At 64.4% G+C, this 20,945-nt stretch carries 17 protein-coding genes; 9 read left to right on the plus strand and 8 right to left on the minus strand.

Going from position 1 to position 20,945, the window contains the following annotated elements; all coding sequences use genetic code 11:
* Positions 1-655: 655 nt before the first annotated feature.
* Entirely contained in the window at positions 656-1,300 is a 645-nt protein-coding gene (locus tag Q0X61_RS06935) for a helix-turn-helix domain-containing protein (RefSeq protein ID WP_297741663.1), read from the minus strand.
* A gap of 93 nt (positions 1,301-1,393) precedes the next feature.
* On the opposite strand from Q0X61_RS06935, the gene Q0X61_RS06940 reads away from it, so the two are divergent.
* Together Q0X61_RS06940 and Q0X61_RS06945 are read left to right on the plus strand one after the other, a co-directional pair.
* Positions 1,394-1,894, plus strand: a complete 501-nt coding sequence (locus tag Q0X61_RS06940) for a DUF2938 domain-containing protein (protein WP_297741665.1) — start codon at positions 1,394-1,396, stop codon at positions 1,892-1,894.
* 263 nt (positions 1,895-2,157) lie between these two features.
* Positions 2,158-2,415, plus strand: coding sequence for a hypothetical protein (locus Q0X61_RS06945; RefSeq protein WP_297741667.1), 258 nt, complete (start codon positions 2,158-2,160; stop codon positions 2,413-2,415).
* Here the strand turns inward: Q0X61_RS06945 and Q0X61_RS06950 are convergent.
* Positions 2,378-2,587, minus strand: coding sequence for a hypothetical protein (locus Q0X61_RS06950; RefSeq protein WP_297741669.1), 210 nt, complete (start codon positions 2,585-2,587; stop codon positions 2,378-2,380). The two genes, Q0X61_RS06945 and Q0X61_RS06950, sit on opposite strands and share 38 nt — an antisense overlap.
* A 280-nt stretch (positions 2,588-2,867) precedes the next feature.
* Between Q0X61_RS06950 and Q0X61_RS06955 the strand changes: the two genes are divergently transcribed.
* The 3 genes from Q0X61_RS06955 (at position 2,868) to smc (ending at position 7,529) form a co-directional block, all read left to right on the plus strand.
* Complete coding sequence (locus tag Q0X61_RS06955) at positions 2,868-3,098, plus strand: hypothetical protein (protein ID WP_297741671.1); 231 nt, start codon at positions 2,868-2,870, stop codon at positions 3,096-3,098.
* 335 nt (positions 3,099-3,433) lie between these two features.
* The gene (locus Q0X61_RS06960; RefSeq protein ID WP_297741673.1) at positions 3,434-3,991 is read left to right on the plus strand and encodes a GtrA family protein; all 558 of its coding nucleotides are present in this window, start codon (positions 3,434-3,436) and stop codon (positions 3,989-3,991) included.
* A 4-nt stretch (positions 3,992-3,995) separates the two neighbouring features.
* Positions 3,996-7,529 (plus strand): chromosome segregation protein SMC, encoded by a 3,534-nt coding sequence (gene smc / locus Q0X61_RS06965; protein ID WP_297741675.1) that lies wholly within the window; start codon positions 3,996-3,998, stop codon positions 7,527-7,529.
* A 142-nt stretch (positions 7,530-7,671) separates the two neighbouring features.
* On the opposite strand, the gene glpK is transcribed toward smc, so the two are convergent.
* The 6 genes from glpK to Q0X61_RS06995 form a co-directional block, all read right to left on the minus strand.
* A complete protein-coding gene (gene glpK / locus Q0X61_RS06970; RefSeq protein ID WP_297741677.1) occupies positions 7,672-9,192 on the minus strand; it encodes a glycerol kinase GlpK in 1,521 nt (506 codons plus the stop codon).
* Between the two features lie 33 nt (positions 9,193-9,225).
* A complete protein-coding gene (locus Q0X61_RS06975; RefSeq protein ID WP_297741679.1) occupies positions 9,226-9,978 on the minus strand; it encodes an MIP/aquaporin family protein in 753 nt (250 codons plus the stop codon).
* Positions 9,979-10,200: 222 nt separating this feature from the next.
* Positions 10,201-11,463 carry an anaerobic glycerol-3-phosphate dehydrogenase subunit C gene (locus tag Q0X61_RS06980; RefSeq protein ID WP_297741681.1) on the minus strand — a complete coding sequence of 421 codons (1,263 nt, stop codon included), beginning with the start codon at positions 11,461-11,463 and terminating at the stop codon, positions 10,201-10,203.
* Positions 11,460-12,686 carry a glycerol-3-phosphate dehydrogenase subunit GlpB gene (gene glpB / locus Q0X61_RS06985; protein WP_297741683.1) on the minus strand — a complete coding sequence of 409 codons (1,227 nt, stop codon included), beginning with the start codon at positions 12,684-12,686 and terminating at the stop codon, positions 11,460-11,462. Before glpB ends, Q0X61_RS06980 begins: the two co-directional genes overlap by 4 nt.
* On the minus strand, positions 12,683-14,260 hold the full coding sequence (gene glpA / locus Q0X61_RS06990; protein WP_297741723.1) for an anaerobic glycerol-3-phosphate dehydrogenase subunit GlpA: 1,578 nt from the start codon (positions 14,258-14,260) through the stop codon (positions 12,683-12,685). Before glpA ends, glpB begins: the two co-directional genes overlap by 4 nt.
* Before the next feature lie 172 nt (positions 14,261-14,432).
* Positions 14,433-15,410 (minus strand): sugar-binding transcriptional regulator, encoded by a 978-nt coding sequence (locus Q0X61_RS06995; protein ID WP_297741685.1) that lies wholly within the window; start codon positions 15,408-15,410, stop codon positions 14,433-14,435.
* 76 nt (positions 15,411-15,486) lie between these two features.
* Here Q0X61_RS06995 and ftsY point away from each other — a divergent pair, with 76 nt between their 5' ends.
* The 4 genes from ftsY to Q0X61_RS07015 all read left to right on the plus strand — a co-directional run bounded on the left by ftsY (position 15,487) and on the right by Q0X61_RS07015 (position 20,924).
* Complete coding sequence (gene ftsY, locus Q0X61_RS07000; RefSeq protein WP_297741687.1) at positions 15,487-16,782, plus strand: signal recognition particle-docking protein FtsY; 1,296 nt, start codon at positions 15,487-15,489, stop codon at positions 16,780-16,782.
* A gap of 170 nt (positions 16,783-16,952) precedes the next feature.
* Positions 16,953-18,536: a signal recognition particle protein gene (ffh, locus tag Q0X61_RS07005; RefSeq protein WP_297741689.1), complete on the plus strand. Its 1,584-nt coding sequence runs from the start codon at positions 16,953-16,955 to the stop codon at positions 18,534-18,536.
* Positions 18,537-18,589: 53 nt separating this feature from the next.
* Positions 18,590-19,672 (plus strand): amidohydrolase family protein, encoded by a 1,083-nt coding sequence (locus Q0X61_RS07010; RefSeq protein ID WP_297741691.1) that lies wholly within the window; start codon positions 18,590-18,592, stop codon positions 19,670-19,672.
* Positions 19,665-20,924, plus strand: coding sequence for a S49 family peptidase (locus Q0X61_RS07015; RefSeq protein WP_297741692.1), 1,260 nt, complete (start codon positions 19,665-19,667; stop codon positions 20,922-20,924). The genes Q0X61_RS07010 and Q0X61_RS07015 overlap by 8 nt, the downstream gene beginning before the upstream one ends.
* Positions 20,925-20,945 lie beyond the last annotated feature (21 nt).

Consider the following 20,945-nt stretch of genomic DNA (forward strand, 5'->3'; position numbering starts at 1 on the left):
GCTACTCAATCACCGGGTCCGCGCGCCGGGCGCTACTCAACCACCGGGCTGCACAGGCGCATCGTCCCACCCCGGTCATCGAGTAGCGCCGAAGGCGCGTATCGAGATGCGCCGAGTAGAAAACTTCAATATCCGTACGCAGATTCGCTTAACCCCCAAAAATCGGAGGGTTGGGTCTATCTGCGTACGGATTATGAAGTTTCGTGCCAGATTCTGTTGCGCCCGCTATGCGGGATGCTCAACCATCCGAGCCGTGTGGGCTGCCGCTATCCGCCTCCCGGCGGTCGGTACAGTTCCTGCGCCACGGGAGACTCCGTCTTGATGGCCGTCACGGCACCCTCGCAATCGAGGGGCTTACCGGAGACTTCGTCTAGGGCTGGGGATGCGGCGAAAGTCGTCTTCGAGCGAGCCGCGCAGGGGGGAAGCCCACGCATCGCGACGAGCCACGGCAGTACCGCTTCGTGCCGCGTCGCAGGCTCCGGCGCCGACGCCGACTCGCGTGGATCGGTACGTTCTCCGTCGTCGTCTTCTGCACGGGCAGCTCAACCGAGAGCAGGCGCATCTTCTCGTGATGAACGGATACCCGTCAGCACCGACGGCGATGTGCCCAGAAGCGATCATATCTGCTTGCCGAAAGGGGGGTATCTGCCTTCGGTCAGGTTCCGGGCGGCGATGCGGACGCTGGTGGTTCTGTGAGGTGGCTTTGGTTGCTGAGAGCGGCCTGGTTCATGGAGGTCCGTAGATGGATTCGTTCTCCTTGGCTGCTGAACATGGTCAGCAATTCCACTGGCCGCTTGCCAGCGGGGCCGAACCAATGGGGGACTGCCGTGTCGAATTCAGCGGCCTCGCCAGGTTTGAGCGTGAGATCCTGTTCCCCGAGGAGTAGCCGGAGACTGCCGCTGAGTACGTAGATCCATTCGTAGCCGTCGTGACTACGCAAGGTTCGTGGGCCGTCGAGGGGTGGTATAGACACCCTGTATGCCTGTGGGTCGTGCGGCTGATGGGAGAGCCGGACGAAGGTCCGACCAGCCGACTGCTCTGGCGCATTGCGAACCCGTGGGTCGACGACGCGGGGCGGGGCGATCAGCTCGTCCAGGGTTACGCCGAGCGCGGCAGCGATGGGTAAGAGCAGCTCTAAGCTGGGTTTACGTTGGCCATGCTCCAGCCGCGAGAGTGTGCTCGTCGAGATACCCGTGAGCGACGAGAGCTCGGACAACGGCATGCTTTTCCGTTCTCGCATTCGACGCAGTCTCGAAGGGATCAGGTCGAGCGTGGCGGCGATCGCAGGAATGGAGTCCATGCCTCCAGCCTAAGTATGCATCCCGGTTTCGGCAATGATTGTTGCTGTTGATGTTGACTTTGGTGATCATCGTGGAAACTGAAGGAGGTTGAAATGAAATTCAGCGATCTAGGTCGCGCTGCTCTCATCGGGCTTGGAGCCACCGCGGTGATGGATATCGGCGCGGAGATAATCCGGCGCACGACGGGTGTTCCACCGCTCAACCTCGACCTGGTGGGTCGCTGGGTTGGCCACATGCCGGAGGGGAATGTCTGTCACGACTCGATCATGACCGCCGAACCGGTTGAGCATGAGCACGAGATTGGGCTGGTTACGCATTACGCCATCGGTGCGGGATTTGCTGTTGCGTTGGTTGCGATGCGACCCGATTGGATCAGTAAGCCCACCTTCCGCCCAGCCATGACGGCTGGTGTTGTGACGTCCGCCGCGCCGTGGCTGCTCATGCAGCCTGCGTGGGGGATGGGTGTTGCGGCGTCGAAGCTGCCCGATCCCGCTACGGCGCGATTCCGCACCCTAAGGGCGCACGCGCTGTATGGTCTGGGAATCTGGCTGTCAGGCCGGGTCCTCCACCGCATCGCTGGCGCGTCGAGATAACGGGGGCGGTTTCGATTCCCCGCCTGTGGGCGGCTACTCAACCACCGGGATGCGCGACGCCGGGTCAGCGCTGCTCGAAAGCGATGGCAAGCTCTGTCCCTGCACCTTCGACGATCGAGCAGGCCGCCGTCTGCGTCAGTGAGGGACCATTCCATGGTCCACAACACGCGGGACTCGTCGAGAGGTTCCGCCTGGCCCCGGGTGCTGAGCCGGTGTTCCCCGACGCGCACCGCGGCGAAGTCCGTCCAGGGAACGCTCGTCACGTGATCTGGAGGCTGCAAGGTGACGACGAACCGTCCTCCGCGTCGAAGTCGTTGCCCGACAGCCTCGAACAGGGCCGCGCGATCGTCGTCGCTGAGATGGCCGAGACCGTTGAGCATCACGGCGGCGCTCCACTCGTCGGGAGTGTGGCTACCGCATCGGGCATCGGAGCAGCGACGACGGTACGTGGCGACGCAAGACTCGTCGGTGAGATGGCAGTCGCTAGCGCTTGTATGAGGCAGCGACGAGTGATGCGGTGAACAGCGCGAGGCACAGCACCGCTCCACCGTAGAGCACAGCCGGCTTCCCAGGGCCCCACCAGTCGAATGCGAACCCGAGGCCGTACACCATGGCTACGAGCGCGGTGATGAGCGTCAGAGGATGGCTGCGCCAGCGGGCGAAGAACGAAGTGTGAATAACGGCGTTGGGCATCAGTATACCTTCAGGAGGGGGAGCAGCACGAGTGCTACTGCGAGAATCAGGATTACTGCAGCGCCGACCAGCACGACGCGAGACTTGGTCGCTGGCGCAACGCCGCGAAGTCCGAATGAAATGAGGAAGCCGTAACACACGGCGACTACCCCGACGATCGACCACCGAGTTCCAATGGCATGGGCACCATAATGGCACGCAACGATGTCATCGCGTGCGCGTTGCCTCTGCCGTGCGTCACCCTGGTCGTGGTACACGGGATCAGCGTTACACTGGTCGCATGGTAGATTTGACGATCTCAGTGGACGATCAGGTGCTGCGGCGTGCGCGCATCCGGGCACTGCAGCGCAATGAGTCGGTCAATCGGTACCTGGCAGAGACCCTGGAACGCTATGCCGACGGAGACGACGGCAGTGCGGCGTCGGCTTTTATCGCTCTATCCCGTAGCGTCAACACCGGTCATGTAGGTAAGGGGAGAGGCTGGGCTAGGGAAGAACTGCATCGTGGATAGTGTGTTTCTCGACACCAATGTGCTGGCCTAGTTGTAGTCGTTCTACGACGATGCTGCGGAGAAGCATCTGGTGTCGACGATTCTGGAACGCGGGGTGCAGTGAAGTGTGTACTGAGGACCTGGCGAGCGGCCCTACTATTCGCGGGGTTCGGGTGGTCAACCCATTCGTCTCTGAACCGGAATCACACTGACCCCAACGCGGGCCGGCGCACGCGGAGCGTCCGCGGGGCCAGCAGCATCACACCGAGTAATCTGTCCCTCATGGATTTGACCGTGCCAGCAGCCCGAGCGGTGTTGAACGCTCGCCGGAGGCCGGAGTGGATGGACGAGATTGCATGAAGCAGCTTGTACAACGCCATGGGCACTCGATTCGCCAGTTCCTCAAATTCGGCACCGTGGGCGGCTCGGGGGTGCTGGTTAACATGGCAGTGAACATCGCCATGAATAAACTCAACGGCGGGTCTGCCAACGCACAAAACATTTTGTGGTCAATCCCGGGAACCCGGTGGAATATCCGATTCACGCTCCTGGCTTGGTTTGTGCCGTTCGTCGTGGCAAATGTGTGGAACTTTCAGCTTAATCGCTGGTGGACGTTCCAATCCCAAAAAGTAGCTGGCTGGTGGAAAGAATTCTGGCCTTTCTTCGTCGTCGGGTCGGTCGCGATGTTTGTGGGAGCGCTGCTGAAGATCCTCATGACGAACCCGACGACGCCCTTCTATCTCCCGGAACCGTGGTTCCACGAGGAGAAAGGCATCCGCTCACGGGAATACTGGAGCCAGCTCATCGCCATCTTCCTAACCCTCCCCATCAACTTCATAGTCAATAAACTGTGGACGTTCAGGGCGGTCCGAGCACCAGGATTCGATGCCGATCAGAAGCCGACGGAGGTGTGATTGCATGTATTTGAAACAGCTCACGCTTCGCGGCTTCAAATCGTTCGCCTCCGCCACCACGCTGGTGTTCGAACCAGGCATCACCTGCGTCGTCGGGCCCAACGGCTCGGGCAAATCCAACGTCGTCGATGCCCTCAGCTGGGTGATGGGCGAGCAGGGTGCGAAGACGCTGCGCGGCGGCAAGATGGAGGACGTGATCTTCGCCGGCACTGCGAAGCGCGCACCACTCGGCCGTGCCGAGGTGGAACTCACCATCGATAACTCCGACGGCGCCCTGCCCATCGAGTACTCCGAGGTGACGATCACCCGCACCATGTTCCGCTCCGGCGGCTCCGAGTACCAGATCAACGGCGCGCAGGCCCGACTCCTCGACGTCCAAGAGCTCCTCTCCGACTCCGGCATCGGCCGCGAAATGCACGTCATCGTCGGGCAGGGGCAGCTCGACGCGATCCTCCAAGCCACACCGGAATCCCGACGCGGATTCATCGAGGAAGCCGCCGGCGTACTCAAGCACCGCAAGCGCAAGGAGAAAGCGCTGCGCAAACTCGAAGCCACAAAGGCCAACCTCGAACGCCTCACCGACCTCGTCGGGGAGCTGCAGCGCCAACTGAAACCGCTTGGGCGCCAAGCGCAGGCCGCGCGCAAGGCCGCGGTGATCCAGTCGGAGCTGCGCGACGCGAAGGCGCGGGTTCTTGCCGATGATCTCTCAGCCGCCCAGCAAGCGCTCGAGGCCGAGCTCGCCGATGAGCGCGCGATGGAAGAAGCGAAAGCCCGCGCTGAGCAGGCCGTACGCGACGCACTCGCTGGCGAAGAGGAGGCAGAACGCGCGCTCAAGGAGGCCTCTGCCAGCTACGACCGCGCCCAGGAAACGTGGTACGGCCTCGCCGCACTGCGCGAGCGTGTGCAGTCGACGATCACCGTCGCCTCCGAGCGTGCCCGGATGGGTGACAACCAGCCGCAGCTCGACGTCGGCGGCCGCGATCCGGAGAAGCTCGAGGCGGAGGCGCGGGAGGTTCGCGATCGTGAGCAGCAGTTGCGCGCCGACGTCGAGGCCGCGCACGAGGCGCTCACCGATGCAACCCTGCGTCGCAACGGCGCGGAACAGCAGCACGCCGAGGCCGAGGCTGCCTACTCCGCCGCGCTGCGGGCCGTCGCTGACCGAAGGGAGGGCCTTGCTCGTCTCACGGGACGGGTGAACTCCATCAAGTCACGCCTCGAAGCGTCCGAGGAGGAAGTGGCGCGCCTCGAGCGTCGCCGCGACGAGGCGCTCGCCCGGGCAGAGGATGCGGCGAAGCAGTACCGATCGACGGAAGCCTCGCTGGCTGGGCTGGGCGCCGACGAATCCGACCTCGATGCCACCTACGAGCGAGCTGCTGAAGCGCTCGAGGCGGCGGCGGACGCTGTCGAACACAACAAGTCCGCCGAGACGGAGCTCCAGCGCGAGCGCGCTGGCACCCAGGCGCGAGTCGACGCGCTGCGCCTTATGACCGAACGCAAGGACGGGTCGACGTCGCTGCTCGAATCGGGGCGCGACGAGGTACTTGGTCGACTCAGCGACTATCTCACCGTCGAGCAAGGCTGGGAATCGGCGATCGCCGCAGCCCTGGGAGCCGCAGCGGAGGCGGTCGTCGTCGAGAAGCTTCAGGGCGCGACGGAGTCCCTCGCCCACCTGGCGGGGGAGGATCTAGGCCGGGCGTCGCTTGTCGTCGCGCACGCCGATGCTCCGACACCCAGTCGCGCCCAAGGCCGGGCCGCGATCGACGTCGTGCAGGCGAAGCCCGAGGTAGCGAGCGCCGTGGCGTGGCTGCTCGCCGACGTCGTGCTTGCCGACGACGGCGATGAAGCCGCGAAGGTAGTGGCAGGCAATCACCTGACCGCCGTGACGCAATCCGGCGACGTGTACCGTTCCTGGCTGGTTGAGGGCGGGTCGGCGACGGGGCCGTCGCTCATCGAGGTCTCCGCCCAGCTCGCGGAGGCGGAGGCGCTGCTGGAGGTGCAGGGGCACGCGCTCGACCGCATCCGCTTCGAGCAGGAGCAACTGCGCGAGCGCCTGGCCGAGGCCGAGCGGGACGAAGCCGACGCGCTGGGCCAGCTGCACGCGTCGGATGCGGCCATGGCTGCCGTGGCCGATCAGCTCAACGCCTACCGCCAAACCCAGGCAGCCGCGACGAAGGACGCCGAGCGCCTTGCCGAGGCCATCGAGCAAGCCACTACCTCGCGCGCACACGACGAAGCCCAGCTCGCCGAGCTCCAGCAGCGGCTCGAAGCAGCCTCTGACGAGGGCGAACACGACGAGCCCGATCCGCAGGAACGCGACGAACTCGCCGTCGCCGCTCGATTGGCCAGGCAGAAAGAAATGGACGCACGCCTCCAGCTGCGCACCGCAGAGGAGCAGGTGAAGGCCGTCGCCGGGCGCGCGGATTCGTTGCGGCGCGCCGCCGAGCACGAGCGGCAGTCGCGCGCCAAGGCGAAGGCGCGCCTGGAGCAGCTTCGTCGTGAGGCTCAGGTGGCCAGCGTCGTGCACGACGCAGCGCTGCAGCTAGCCGACCGCGTCGAGTACGCACGCCAGCTCGCCACCCGCGAACGCGACCAGGCCGACGAAGCTCGTCGCGAAGCCGAGGCTCAGACCACTCGCGCCCGCCACGCCGCCAAGGCCGCGAACGCGCACCTCGACGAGCTGATTCGCGGCGCTCACAAGGACGAGATGGCCCGCATCGAACACCGGATGCGTATCGAGCAACTCACAGAGAAGGTGCTCTCCGAACTCGGCCTGGAACCGAAGACGCTCATCGACGAATACGGCCCCGACCAGCTCGTGCCCGTCATCACACGTGAAGACGGCACGGCCCTGCAGCCCGACGACGAGCAACCTGACCCCATCCCGTTTGTCAGGGCCGAGCAGGAGAAACGTCTCCGGGCCGCCGAACGCAACCTCCAACTCCTGGGGCGAGTGAACCCCCTGGCGCTGGAGGAGTTCGACGCCATGACCGCCAGACACCAGTTCCTCGCCGAGCAACTCGACGACCTCCGCTCCACCCGCCAGGACCTCGTCGACATCGTTCGACAAGTCGACGACAAGGTGCAGCAGGTGTTCGAGGAGGCCTATGTCGACGTGGAGCGCGCCTTCGGGGAGGTCTTCACCCGGCTGTTCCCCGGTGGTGAGGGCAAGCTCGTCCTCACCGAGCCTGGCGACTGGCTCAATACCGGTGTCGACGTCGAAGCCCGACCTGCGGGCAAGCAGGTCAAACGCCTCTCGCTACTCTCGGGAGGCGAGCGCTCGCTGGTGGCCGTCGCATTCCTGTTCGCGCTCTTCATCGCGCGCCCGAGCCCGTTCTACATCCTCGACGAGGTGGAGGCGGCCCTCGACGACGCCAACCTCGGGCGGCTACTCGGCATCTACGAGGAGCTTCGCGAGAACTCGCAGCTGCTCGTCATCACGCACCAGAAGCGCACCATGGAGATCGCCGATTCGCTCTACGGCGTCACGATGCGTGGAGACGGCATCTCGACCGTTGTGAGCCAGCGCCTGCACGATTAGACGCAGTCACCTGAAGATAGATCAAGTTCGTGGCGGGTAGACGAGCCACGAACTTGATCTATCTTGAGGCGCCTATACCGATACGCTGTGGCCCCGCACGCCGGTGAGGCATACGGGGCCACAGCGAGGTATGAGCGACGTATCACTGCACGTCGTCGTCCACCCAGTCGAAGGTGCGGGTGACGGCCTTCTTCCACAGGCGGTACTGGCGGTCGCGTTCGCCCGCCTCCATCTCGGGCTTCCAGCGCTTGTCTTCGGCCCAGTTGTTGATGACGTCCTGCTCGCTTTCCCAGAATCCGACGGCGATACCCGCAGCGTAGGCAGCGCCCAGGGCGGTGGTCTCGGCGACGACGGGGCGCACCACGTCGACGTCGAGCTGGTCAGCTTGGAACTGCATGAGCAGGTCGTTGGCGGTCATGCCGCCGTCCACCTTGAGTTCGGTGAGCTGCACGCCGGAGTCGGCTTCCATTGCGTCGAGCACCTCGCGCGTCTGGAACGCCGTCGCCTCCAACACCGCACGCGCGATGTGGCCGCGGTTCACGTAGCGAGTGAGGCCGACGATCGCACCGCGGGCGTCCGACTGCCAGTACGGAGCGAACAGGCCGGAGAACGCAGGCACGAAGTAGGCGCCGCCATTGTCGTCGACGGTTTCTGCGAGCTTCTCGATCTCCGGGGCGGAGTCGAACATCCGCAGGTTGTCACGCAGCCACTGCACGAGCGAACCGGTGACGGCGATCGAACCCTCGAGTGCGTACACCGCATCCTGGTCGCCGATCTTGTAGCAGACGGTAGTGAGCAGGCCGTTCTCGCTGGGCACGGGCTCGGTGCCGGTGTTCATCAGCATGAAGTTACCGGTGCCGTAGGTGTTCTTGGCCATGCCCTTTTCGAAGCAGGCCTGACCGAACGTCGCGGCCTGCTGGTCGCCCAGGATGCCCGCGATCGGGGTGTCGATGAGGAGGCCCTGCTTGCGGCCGTAGCCGTACACCTCCGCCGAAGACTTGATTTCTGGCAGCATCGACATGGGGATGCCCATGTCGGCTGCGATCTCCTCGTCCCACTGGAGGGTCTTGAGATCCATGAGCATGGTGCGCGAGGCGTTGGTTACGTCGGTCACGTGGACGCCGGTCTCGACACCGCCGGTCAAATTCCAGATGATCCAGGAGTCCATGGTGCCCATGAGCAGGTCGCCCGCTTCGGCGCGCTCGCGAGCGCCTTCGACATTGTCGAGAATCCACTTGACCTTCGGCCCACAGAAATAGGTGGCCAGCGGTAGACCGACCCGGTCTTTGTACTTGTCCTGGCCCTCGTCGCCGCCGAGTTCCTTCACGATCTTGTCGGTGCGGGTGTCCTGCCAGACGATGGCGTTGTAGACGGGTTCGCCGGTGTTCTTATCCCACACGACGGTGGTCTCGCGCTGGTTAGTGATACCCACGGCGGCGAGGCTGTGGCGGTTGATCTGCGCAACACTCAGCGCGGTGCCGACCACCTCGCGGACGTTCGCCCACACCTCCATGGGATCGTGTTCCACCCATCCTGCACGCGGGAAGATCTGCTCGTGCTCCTTTTGGCCGGTAGCGACGATCTGACCGGAGTGGTCGAAGATGATCGCCCGGCTGCTCGTGGTGCCCTGGTCGATGGCGAGTACGTACTTCTTTTCAGTCATCGTTGAACCTCAATTCTTGTAGTTGGTAGGTGGTCAGGGGAGAAGAACCAGTGACGCGAATCCTGCCACGACGCCGCCCAGCAGCGGGCCGACGACGGGAACCCAAGCGTAGCCCCAATCGGAGCTGCCTTTGCCCTTGATGGGCAGGATTGCGTGCATGATGCGCGGGCCGAGGTCACGGACAGGGTTGATGGCATACCCGGTGGGGCCACCCAGTGCGATACCGATGACGACGATCAGCAGCGCGACGCCGAACGCGCCCAACCAGCCCAGGTTCGCTGGGCCTACGCCAACTCCCGCAGTGGTTGCGGCGGTGTACTTGCCTGCACCGATGATCACGAACACCAGCACGAAGGTGCCGATGAACTCGGTGACGGCGTTCCACAGCGGGTTGCGGATCTGCGGGGAGGTGGAGAAGACGCCGAGTTTCGTTGCGGGGTCGGGTTCTTCGTCGAAGTGCTGCTTGTAGGTGAGCCAGCACAAGCCAGCGCCGACCATGGCACCAAGCATCTGGCCCAGCATATAACCGGCAATCTCACCGCCAGTGAATTTGACGCCACTGGCCATGAGCCCGAAGGTCACCGCCGGGTTGAGGTGGCCGCCGGACTTGTACGAGACGAGCACACCCATCATCACTGCAAGGCCCCAGCCCCAGTTCACGAAGAGGAATCCGGAATCTTTACCCTTCGATTTCACGAGGGCCGTACAGGCGACGGTGCCGCCACCCAAGAGAAGCAGCAGCGCCGTTCCTACGAATTCGGATAAAAAAATAGTTGCGAAGTCCATCGTTGGCCTCTTTGCTCTTGACTACTATGTCGTGGTTTCCCGGCGCCTAGTCGTTGGATACCGATAGTACCGGGCTCTCGAATATTCAACCACGTAGCCTTGACGGGGCCATCCTTCCTGAACGTTCGTGCATGGTCGAAGACCAGGCTATTTCGTTCGTGCAATAAACGTAGTCGCCTCGACGACGACTCGTCGAGGCGACACTCGAGGCATCTGCGGTTGTCAGCTGCCGTTTGCCTCACTCAACCCCAGCGCCTGGTGTACCAGCATGATGGGGTGCACTGCGGTCACCTGGGTGGAATTTTGAATCTGCCAGCGGCAGGTCTCGGTGTCACACGCGACGAGCCCCTCGTTCGTGCGTTTCACCATGTCGAACAGTGGCTTGCCGACAGCCTGCGCGACGTCGTACTTCTCTTTCTTGAGGCCGTAGGTGCCTGCGATACCGCAGCAGGTGGCGTTGGAGTCTTGCACCTTGAGCCCAGGGATCAGACGCAGCAAGTCGGAAGCCGGCGCACCCATGCCTTGGCTACGCACCTGGCAGGGCTGGTGGTAGGGCATCTGCATCTCGATGGGCTGGAAGTTGAAGTCCAGCTCGCCCTCGTCGTAGCGATCCATGAGGAACTCTGAGATGTCGTAGGAGCGCACGCTCACGTCGTCCAGGACCGGATCGTCGATACCGAGGTAGTGCTTTGCCTCATGCTTCAGCATGCCCACACAGCTGCCCGCGGTAGATACCACCGGCAGCTCCTTGCCCGCGCTGGCGAGTGACTTGGCGAGCGCGAGCACAGACTTGGTGGCCTGATCGAAGAGACCATTGCTCTGCGACGCGAGTCCGCAGCAGCCCTGCTTGGGCACCAACACTTCGTAGCCGAGGTGTTCGAGCACTTCGATGGCGCATTTCGCAGCCTCCACCTCGAAGTAGCCGCCGGCGCAGCCGTGGAAGTACACCACCGCACCGCGCGTCGGTTTCGTCGTGGGCTGCTTGCGACGCTTGAGCCAGCTGTGCAGCGACTGTTTCTGCGCAGGCGGCATGGGGGCGTTCGCGGCGACTCCCACCGTCGCCTCCATAATCTTGCGAATGGGCTTATTCTTCAGCACCGCGTTCGCCAGCGGGGCCACCGGAGTCATGGCCTTGCCCATGAGCGTGGTCTGGGTGAGGAGTCGATCGCGCACCGGCCCGCCGTGCTCGGCGCGCTTGACGGCCTTAGCGAGCGAAATGATCTCAGCCACCTGCACGCCCTGCGGGCACACGACGGTGCATGTGCCGCAGCTGGAGCACCAGTCGATGGAATCGTCGACGGAGGCGCCGTCGCGGTAGCGCTCTCCCTGCGGCCCGGAGTACTTGGGCCCTTCAAACAGCGACGTGACGCCGGAGACGGGGCAGGCCGTCTCGCAGATGGTGCATTTCACGCAGTGGTCGAGGCTGACGCGTCGCATCTCGTTGTCGAGGCGCTCGCGCAGTTTGGCGGCAGATTTTGCACTCATCGTGAACCTCCCAGGATTGAAGCAGCGGCACGCCAGGCGCTCGCCACAGCGATGCCATCTCCGGATTTCTCTCGCGCACGCTGGGCGCCGGCGAGGATGCCGCCAGCCGCGTGCAGGTTGTCATAGATCGCACCCGACTCACCGACGGGGCGCATTGCCTCGTCGACCCTCACGCCCACCTCGAACAGGGGCTGGGGAATGCTGTGATCGGGAAGGACGAGCCCCTCCATGGTGTTGGCCGTCAGCGGCAGACCGAATAGCCGCTCAGTGATGTTCCCCTGGGAATCGACGGCGAGGGCACCCGACTCGAAGCCGCCAGGTGCGTGCACGACCGCGTCGCAGCGCACTCGCTTGGTGTGCCCCGCCGATGCCACCTCGATGGCAGTGACGTGACGGTCGGAAGCCTCAAAGCCTGTAGCCAGCACACCCTGGATGTGGCGCACTCCAAGCCCGCGTGCCTGCTCCAGCAACGCGCGGAACATGCGCAGTCCAGGAACCGACGGGGGCTGCATCGCCACCTCAGCTGCCGGCCTGCCTAGCGCGTCTTGGAAGACCGTCCAGGCGTCGGGATTGTCGAGCCCCACGACGGCAGGCACGAGCAGCACGTCCGCATCACCTGCAGCTCCAGCTACCTTCTTGGCGAACTGCTTGAGTGTGACCGGATCGTCGAGTGCCTTCGCGAAATGCACGGGGGAGGGATCCTGTTCGCCCTTGCGAGGTGCGAAATCAACCATCGTGGCCTGCGCACGCAGCTGCCTGTCGCCAAACGTGGTGCGGTCGAGGTTGCCGGCGATCAGCGCTGCCTGAAAGTCCTTCAGCTGCCGCACTCCCACGACGGCGAACGACGTGTGCGTGTTCACATCGGCGCTCGTGAGCGACGGTGCAGCGAGCGCGGTTGGCCGCACCGCGCCGACGGCGGTCGGGAGCTGAAGATTCTCATCGACGGAGCCCACCAGCTCGAGCCGTTCACCCAGCCAAGTGACGGATTCGCGCACGGTCTGGGCACCGAGCGCCCGCAGCGGGTGCTCCTTGGGTAGGTCATCCAGCACTTCGAGTGGCGTCTGCACGCGCTGCGGGGCGTAGCCCAGGATGTCGACGCTGCCTTGCCCCAACTGCAGACCTCCAGGCCCCTTCGCGATCAGCATCACCTCGGCCCCGGCTTCCAGCAGGCGGATTGCCGCAGTGAGCCCCGCGAGTCCAGAACCAATCACACAGACCTTCATCGCGCTTCCTCCTGCCTCTCGCACTCAGGGAGATGCTCTATATCCAGCGTCCCCGTGTAAATCCAGTCGTCCAGTGCCTGCTGACGCACCTGGTCGCCCAACAGGACGGGTTCGACGCCCTTCCAACGGCCCTTCAAAAACGCCTCCAGAAGGTGCGACGCGCCTTCAGCGTCGTCGTTTCTTGTACTGCACGCGACGCCCGCGGCCCGCGTCGCGCAGAATCCGCCCTGGCATGGGCCCATGCCGATGCGCAGCTGGCGACGCAGATCGTCGAGGTTGCCGTCGGGCTGCGCCTCCAGCGCTTTACGGAAGGCTGGCTCGGTAACGAGTTCGCACTCGCACAGGAGTCGTTCGTCGAAGCGTGTCTCCTCACGCTGCTCGAGGCGGTCGGTGATCTTGTGGATCTTGTGGTGTTCCTCCGGCACCGCTTCGTCGGCGGTGCGGCAGGGGCGGACCTCGCCGAGCTGTCGGCACATCGCATCGACGATGTGCTCGGCCATGAGTCGGTAGGTGGTGAGTTTGCCGCCCCCGATGGTGAGGAATCCGCGCAGACCGTCGTGCTCCGAGTGGTCGATGATGGACATGCCGCGGCTCATGTGGCGCGTATCCTCGCTGCTCACGCGCGGATCTTTCACCAGCGGGCGGCTGCCGGCCCAGGCGCGCAGAATGCGGTTGCTGCGGAACCCAGGAATCATGTGCTCGCCCGCGTCCAGCATCTGCTGCACTTCGTCGGCAGGTACTTGAGTGTTGTCGGGATCGTCGGTGTGCACGTCGGTGGTGCCGATGATCGACACCGTGTGCGCAGGTACGAGGATGTCGCCGTCGGTGGGGTAGACGAGTCGGTTCACGACGGTGTTCACGATTCGGTGGTTCATCGCCACCATCACTCCGCGGCCGGGGATAACCGCGACGGGCTCACAGCCCGCCATGGCAGACACTTGGCCGGCCCACGGCCCAGCACAGTTCAAGACGAACCGGCAATCAATCTGTACGTCTTCACCGTTGCGTTCGTCGCGGCACAGCACCGCAGAGACGTGGTCATCGTCACGCAGAATCTTCGTCACCTTGTGGTAGGTGAGCACCTTGCCGCCGTACTCCATCGCGGAGCGGGCGGCGCCCCACACGAGCGCCCAGCCGTCGACAGAGGCGTCACGCACCTCGATAGCTCGCCCGATCCCTGGGTTTAGCCTGCGTTCCCGACGCAGCGCCTCCGCCGCAGTGATCTCCTGCGCCGGCACGCCGGTGGCCGCGGCGCCTGCGAGGAACTCGTCGGCGAATGCTGGGTCGTCGCCGGGTAGGGTGACGAACATGCCGCCGGTGTCTTCGATGGCAGCGGGCTGGATGCGTCGAAGAATCTCGTTTTCCGCCGCGCACTCCGTTGCCGACTGGGGATCACTGACCACATATCGCCCGCCCGAGTGGAGCAGCCCGTGGAAGCGCCCCGTTGTGCCGCACGCTAGGTCATCTCGTTCCACTAGGACTGCGGAGTACCCGCGCATCGCTGCATCGCGCACTACTCCCACACCTGTGGAGCCACCGCCGATCACTACAACATCGGCGTTCAGGTGTTGCACCATCATTGGTCCTCTCCGGCAGCGTCTAGAGACACGCAGCCTGTTTCTATCCAAGCGCGTTCTGATTGGTTTTTGGGTCAATTGCACGAATGATCAGGGAACCAGGTGCAATCTGCACGCTTCTTCAGCGGGTGGTGTAGCTCCAGGTTGTAGCGCGCCGTGGAAAGAACAGCTACTGAAGCTGCCGGGCGAGCGCCCGCGCGGTGTGGTCGTCAATGACGAGATTCGTCACCACGCCTGCACGCAGCGCGGCCAACAGGGCGACGGTGCGGCTCGGGTCGCCCACAACGCACACCCGGTGCTTGATGGAGCGCAGCGTGCTTGGGCTCGGGCCCGTGGCCCGCGCGTTGAGATGAATGCCCTCGTGTGAGCCGTCGGCGCGCAGCAGCACAGTGCATACGTCGCCAACAGCCCCCTGGTCGATGGCCGCGGCAAGATCAGCGGGTTCAACGTGCCCCGCGGCATACACGTGCGAGGGAATGCGCGCGTGCGGGTACCCGATGCCGAACAGCGCGACGTCCAGCGACGCGATGGACGCGAGCACGTTGCGGATCGAGCGCTCGCGCCACATCGCCTTGCGTGTTTCAGGATGATCGAAGAACGTCGGGACGGGGAACGGAACGACGTGCGCGTTGCCATAATTCGTGGCGAAGGCCTGCAGCAGAGAACCGATGTACGGGGTGCTGGAATCGCGCGCGTGTGTGGCGCCATTCATCTGCACCACCTCGACCCCTGAGACCGCTTGGGGCTTCAACTCGCGAGCCACGTGCGCCGACGTGACCCCCCACGCGACGCCGAGCGAAGTGCCGTCGGTGACGAGTGCGTCGAGGAGTGCCGCGGCCTCGGCAGCGACGGCTCGGAGACGGTCGCTTGCTGTGGCATGATCCGGCACATTCACGATGTGCACGCTGACGTCGAAGGTATCGCCGATGAGACGTGCGGTGGGGGAGTCCGTGCCGGGCGGCTCGGCCAGACTGATGCGCACGACGCCGGTGTCACGAGCGCGTTGGAGCAGCCGCGACACCTTGGGGCGCGAGACGTTCAGCTCGCGCGCGATCGCTTCCATGGTTTCACCGTCGATGTAATGCCTGCGTGCGGCGATATACACCTGCTGGTCACGCGACTCCTGCATACGCTTGCTCGATGCCACTGACTTCCTCTCGGGCGGCCACGGGGAGACACGCCTGCAATACAACACGAGCCTACCGCGCGAACTAGGAACGCTGATGACGCCAGGTAGGATCAGCAGCGTGATTCTTCTCACTATTGATCAGATCATCTTCTGGACAGTCATCGGCCTCGTCGGCTTGGCCGTCGTTATCGGCGGCGTTGTGGTATTCCGCGACAACAAGCGCGCGCAATTGGAAGGCCGCGACAAGCCCGAGCTCGAATCCCGCGACGATGAACCCTCACCCACCGATGTCGAGGCCCCGCCTACGGTGGAGAGCCCCGTCGGCGATGTGGCTGGAGACGAGCCGCCGGTGGTCGATGCCTCGGGAACGATCGTGCCCGAGGCCGAGCATCCCGTCCCGGAGACGCCCATCGAGGCAGCACCTTCCGACGAGGACGCCGCCTTGCAGGCGCCGCTTGACCAGCCGGAGGCGCCGAAGTCGAGGCTCGCCAGGCTGCGTCGCAGGCTCGCCGGTTCCAACAACGCGCTGGCGCGTGCGCTGGCTGATCTGTTGTCGTCGAACAAGATCGACGACGAAACCTGGGACGACTTCGAGATGACGCTCATCAGCTCCGACCTGGGCGTGGGCCCGACGACGGAGCTCACCGAGGCGCTGCGCAAGGAGCTCGCCGTCGACGGTGTGTCTGATCCGGAGCAAGCAAAGCGCGTGTTGCGCTCCGAGCTAGTGAAACTCGTCGACCCGACGCTGGATCGCACCCTCAACCTCGACAAAGACGGCGACAACCCTGCGGTGGTGCTCGTCGTCGGTGTGAACGGCACGGGGAAAACCACGACGGTGGGCAAGCTCGCCCGCGTGCTCGTCGCGGAGGGGAAGTCGGTGCTGCTGGGTGCGGCAGATACGTTCCGCGCCGCCGCCGCAGAACAGCTTGCGACGTGGGGTGAGCGCGTCGGAGTCGACACGGTGCGCAGCAACGAGGGTGCCGATCCCGCGTCGGTCGCCTTCGACGCGGTCGCGAAGGGTGTGGAGCAGGGTGTCGACGTGGTCATCGTCGATACCGCTGGTCGCCTGCACACCAAGTCAGGCCTCATGGATGAGCTCGGCAAGGTGAAGCGCGTTATCGAAAAGAAGACGAGGGTCTCCGAGGTGCTCCTCGTGCTCGACGCCACCACCGGCCAAAACGGCCTCGCGCAGGCGCGTATCTTCCGCGAAGTGGTGGACGTCACCGGTGTGGTGCTCACCAAACTCGACGGTTCCGCAAAGGGAGGCATCGTCGTGCAGGTGCAGCGCGAACTCGGCGTGCCGGTGAAGCTCATCGGCTTGGGCGAGGGCGTCGACGACCTCGCGCCGTTCGACACCGACGGGTTCGTGGCCGGCATCCTGGGGGAGTGACGAGCTCCGTCGCCGCATCTCACGAACAAGGAGTGAGGGATTCCACCGAAATAGGTGGAGTCCCTCATTCCTTATCTCCTTATCTCCCATGTCTCCCGTCCGCGGCGAGGTATCGACGACCGGCTCGGGCTATCCTTAGGCGGGTACCCGAATTCGAGAAGGATCCTCCGTTGTTTGACACGCTGCAAGACCGCCTCTCCTCCGTGTTCAAGGGGCTGCGCGCCAAGGGCCGGCTCACGGAAGACGACGTGAACTCGACGCTGCGCGAGATTCGCATCGCCCTGCTCGAAGCAGACGTCAACCTGGGCGTGGTCAAAGAGTTCGTCGCCGCCATCAAGGAGCGCCTCGTCGGGCTGGAAATTTCGAAGGCGCTCAACCCGACGCAGCAAATCGTGAAGGCCGTCAACGAAGAGCTCATCAATATCCTCGGTGGTGAAGCGCGAACCATCAGGTTCTCGAAGAACCCTCCGACGGTCATCATGCTCGCCGGTCTGCAGGGTGCGGGTAAAACTACGTTGGCAGGCAAGCTCGCCCAGTACCTCAAGAACGATCACCACTCGCCGCTGCTCGTGGCCGCCGACCTGCAGCGCCCCAACGCCGTGAATCAGCTCCAGATCGTGGGTGAGCGCGCCGGCGTGCACGTCTTCGCGCCCGAGCCCGGCAACGGGGTTGGCGACCCGGTTCAGGTAGCCCGCGACGCCATCTCGCACGCGAAGCAGCGGCTCTTCGACGTGGTTATCGTCGACACCGCCGGGCGCCTCGGCGTTGATCAGGAGCTGATGCAGCAGGCATCGGATATCAAGGCTGCCGTGCGCCCCGACGAGACACTGTTCGTCGTCGACGCGATGATCGGCCAAGACGCGGTCAACACGGCCAAAGCCTTCGACGAAGGGGTTGGCGTCGACGGGGTCGTCCTCACCAAACTCGACGGTGACGCGCGCGGCGGTGCAGCGCTGTCAATCGCGCGGGTGCTGGGCAAACCCATCATGTTCGCGTCGAATGGCGAGAAGCTGCAAGACTTCGACCTCTTCCACCCCGACCGTATGGCAAGCCGCATTCTCGGGATGGGTGACATGCTCACCCTCATCGAGCAGGCGGAGAAGACCTTCGACGCGGAACAGTCGCGCGAAGCCGCCGAGAAACTCATGGGCGGCAAATCCAAGTTCGGGCTGAACGACTTCCTGAGCCAGATGCGCCAGCTGCGCAAGATGGGGCCGCTGTCGAAGATACTCGGCATGTTGCCTGGCGCGGGGCAGTTTAAGGACGCGATCAACGACATTGACGAGCGCGAGATTGACCGCATCGAGGCCATCATTTGCTCGATGACGCCCAAGGAACGCGACGACGTGTCCATCCTCAACGGGTCGCGTCGCGCGCGCATCGCGAAGGGCGCGGGCGTCGAGGTGTCCGACGTGAACAACCTGGTGAACCGCTTCGTCGACGCGCGTAAGATGATGGAGCAGCTCGCCGGGGGAGGATTCCCCGGCATGCCTGGGATGCCGGGAATGGGTGGAATGCGCGGCATGGGCGGTGGCCGCCGCCAGCAGGCAAGGGCAGCGAAGAAGAAAGGCAAGCAACGCGGCAAGGGAATCTCGGGCAACCCGGCCAAGCGAGCGCAGCAGGAGAAACAAAAGGCACTCGGCAGGCAGGCACCGTCGGACATGGGCGGGATGCCGCCGATGCCACAAAGCATGGACGACTTCGAGCTTCCTCCTCAGCTGCAGAAGATGTTCAAAGACCAAGGCGGTCTGTGACCAGGCTTCCACAGCGACGCCGAACTGCCCACGTCGGCAGGTAGGCTCTCCCCATGGACCAAGCGCTGCATATCAACGCCACCGTGCTCCCCGGGGACGAGCCCGTCGACTTCTGGGTTGTCGATGGACGGATCACCTTCGAGCCAGTCAAGCAAGCGACGACGCTAGCCTCCGGCGCGTTCGTGCTTCCAGGGCTCGTTGACGCGCACTGCCACATCGGCCTCGGCGTCGAGGGTGCTGTCGACGATGCCACGGCGCGCGCCCAGGCCGAGGCCGATCTTGCCGTGGGAGTGATGCTCATTCGTGACGCGGGCTCACCGAAGGACACCCGCCCAATACAACAAGACCCGACGCTGCCCCGCATCATTCGCTCCGGGCGCCACGTCGCCCGCTCCCGTCGATACATCCGCAACCTTGCGGAGGAAGTCGAGCCGGAGCAATTCGTCGAACAGATTCGCCACGAGGCGCGCAGCGGCGACGGCTGGGTGAAATTCGTGGGCGACTGGATTGACCGCTCCGTGGGCGACCTCGCGCCCAGTTTCCCCGCCGACGTGGTGCGCGAGGCCATCGCCGCCGCCCATGAAGAGGGCGCGAAGGTGACGTCGCACTGTTTTGCGGAACAATCCGTCGCGGAGATCATCGACGCCGGTGCTGACTGCATCGAGCACGGCACGGGGCTCGACGACGACCACATCACCCTGATGGCGGAGCGCGGCGTCGCGTTGGTGCCGACGATGATCAACCTCGCGCGCTTCACCGACTATGCGGCGCAGGGTGAAGCCAAGTTCCCCACCTACAGCGCACACATGCGCGACCTGCACGCCAGGCGCTACGACACCATCGGGAAAGCCTACGATGCGGGCGTGCCCATCTACACCGGCACCGACGCGGGCACCGTGATCAAGCATGGCCGTGTCATCGACGAGATCGAGGAGCTCGCCCAGGTGGGCGGCACCGAGTTTGCGCTCGGCGCTGCGAGCTGGCGGGCACGGGAATGGCTGGGCGTCGATGCTCTCGTCGAGGGGGCCAGCGCTGATTTTGTGGTCTACAGTGAGAATCCGCGTCGAGCGCTGCAAACGCTGCGTTCCCCGCTTCATCGTGTGCTCCGAGGAAAGGTACTCGCCAACCATGTCTGATCTTCCCCCTCCTCATCAAGATCCGAAGAACCAACCGGGCCCTGGTCCGTCCGCCCAGGGCCCGCAGTCTGCACCCAGTGCCAACCACCAACCAGGCACCTGGCAAGCCAGCGCGATTCCCGCGTCGCAGCCTCGCCCCGGGTATGCCCCGAAGCCTCAGAAGCAGCCTGGCGGGTTCAGCCGGGGCTTCGGATCCGGCATGGGCTTCGCGCTCGGGCTGGGTGTGGTGATCACCGTGAGCTCGATTCTGTCGGGCCTATTGTTCCTCGGCATGCTCGCGATGTCGTTGAAAGACATTGAGGGAGACTCTGCCACCACCCTGAAGACGGTGTGGGGCGACAGCGAGGCTGAAGGGCGTCTGCGCGCCATCTCGATCTCCGGCCCCATCCTGGCCGATGCCAGCGACGGTTCGGTGCTCAGCGCCGGCACCTACGGCTACGAGGTTGCCGACATGATTCGTTCCATCGATGAGGACGATGCGTCCGGCCTGATCCTGCTCATGAACACCCCGGGCGGATCCATTCCAGGTTCCGCAGCGATTGCCGACGCTGTGAGCGACTACCAGGAGCGCACCGGCAAGAAGGTCATGGCGCACGTCTCCAGCATCTCGGCCTCTGGTGGTGTCTACTCGTCGTCGTCCGCCGACGAAATCTGGGCCGACGAGGGCTCACTGGTGGGTTCGATCGGTGTGATTTCTGGGCCGTTCCAGCGCTACACCAACGTCACCGCACTGGGCAGCACCCTATTCGAAGCGGGCGTGACAGCTGAAAAGATCGAACAGGAGTACTTGAGCGCCGGTAAGGGCAAGGCCTTTGGTGACCCGTTTACGGGCATGAACGACGAAGAGAAAGCCAAGTGGATGGCCGGGATCAACGCCTCCTATGACAAGTTCGTGCAGCGCATGGTCGAGGGCCGCGGCATGGATGAGAAGGTGATCCGCGACGAGATGGGCGCCGGCTTGTTTAGCGGCGATCAGGCCATCAAGTACAAGCTCATCAACGGCGTGAAGGGCCGCGACGAGTTCTTCCGCTATGCCGCCGAGCAGGCCGGGCTCGACCCGACGAAGACGAAGGTTGAGATGGTTGCAGAAGATATCGGATTCCTGCAGGGCTTCCTCGGCGTGAAACGCGCCTACGGGCAGGCTCTCGCGGTGGAACAAGGGTCGGGCGTCGTGCCGCAGCTGAGCCAAGCCATCTGCAGCCGCCACGCCATCCTGGCCTACCACGGGGCACCTACTGCCGCGTGCGGCTAACGACGTGCGGAGCTTGGCTGG

Origin of the sequence: uncultured Tessaracoccus sp. (assembly GCF_947255005.1) — a bacterium.
Lineage (GTDB): Bacteria > Actinomycetota > Actinomycetes > Propionibacteriales > Propionibacteriaceae > Arachnia.